The following is a 1,371-nucleotide window of genomic DNA, read 5'->3' on the forward strand; positions in this document are numbered from 1 at the left end:
TAATGCCATAAAAATTGCTTATCCCCAGGCCAAAAGTGCTATCTTGGATTCCTATATTAATGATAGTATCTGTGGTACTTGGGAAAAACTGGCAGATGCTATATACAGAGGTGGAGCGAAACAATTATCTAAGTTAGGTGGAGCTTCTGTGGGTCAAGAGAAAACAGTCTGGGCAGAAAATATTTCTCCTCAGATGAATGTGGATATTAATCGATCGCCCAGCTTTGGCTATTTTCGGAATAAACTACGTCATCTCAGTCAGGAAGAATCAACAACTTTAGTACAGACTTTCTCATCAAGATGAAGTGTAACCTAATTTGGTATTAACGACCGACTCCCCAAAACGAAAACTTCCCATCTCACCATTCAGATAACTGCTGTGGGTGCTGAAAACTCAAATCTGATAACTTACAGAGGAATGTAGCGAAATATACGGAGCGATCGAACCAATTTGTAATATATGTGGCCTATAAAATAGGATGATGCGAGCGTTGTCCATACTTGCATCGGGAGGGAACCGTGACGACTTTTCAGGCTTCGCTCAATTTACTGCCTTCTAGTTCTCCCGCTGCCAATTTTCGCACTGGAGAATGGACTTTTCCCACACTCTACTCCACTCTGGCTCCTGCTGCCCTAGCAGATTTAGTTTTTTCTCGTTACGAGATTGATGTACCGAAAAATTGTCAATTTTGGCATCGGGGTTTAAGTGATGTGTATCTCCTCGAAACCCTGACAACTCCCTACATTTTGCGCGTATCTCACTGCCATTGGCGCAGCAAAATGGAAATCGACTTCGAGTTAGAATTATTAGATTATCTCGATCACTCTCAGGTTCCCGTCGCCGCACCAATTCGCAGCAAAAACGGTGATTTATCCCTAGAAATTAATGCCCCAGAAGGGAAACGTTACGCCGTCCTCTTTCCCTATGCCCCTGGGGGAATTGCTATTGGGGATATAGATATAGAACAAGCCTATCACTTAGGGGCGATCGTGGCTAATTTACATCGGGTGACAGCAGATTTTCAAACCCTAGCCTATCGTCATCCCCTCAACCTCAAATATCTTCTCGAGGATTCCCTGCAAATTATTGCACCTTTTCTGCACCAACGACCGAGGGACCTAGACTGTGTTTTAGAAACCATTGGGGAAATAGAGGAAGAAACCGCCAAATTACCGACAGAATCTCCCTATTGGAGCATTTGTTGGGGCGATCCTCATAGTGGTAATGTACATATCACCCCTGATAATCAGATGACCCTATTTGATTTCGATCAGTGCGGTTATGGTTGGCGAGTTTTTGATATCGCTAAATTTCTGCAAGTTTCCCTACAATCCGGCTTAAATCGCCAGGTTCGCCATGGTTTCATCCAA

At 43.7% G+C, this 1,371-nt stretch carries 1 protein-coding gene and 1 pseudogene; both read left to right on the top strand.

Features of this window, described 5'->3' with window-relative positions:
* A pseudogene (locus PX484_RS25500) lies at positions 1-304 on the top strand (hypothetical protein); the annotation flags it as partial.
* A gap of 215 nt (positions 305-519) precedes the next feature.
* Positions 520-1,371 (top strand): phosphotransferase (locus PX484_RS25505; protein ID WP_288106236.1); only part of this gene is annotated, 852 nt, incomplete at its 3' end.

The sequence above is a fragment of the Microcystis sp. M49636_WE2 genome (genome assembly GCF_030065375.1).
Classification (GTDB): domain Bacteria; phylum Cyanobacteriota; class Cyanobacteriia; order Cyanobacteriales; family Microcystaceae; genus Microcystis; species Microcystis aeruginosa_C.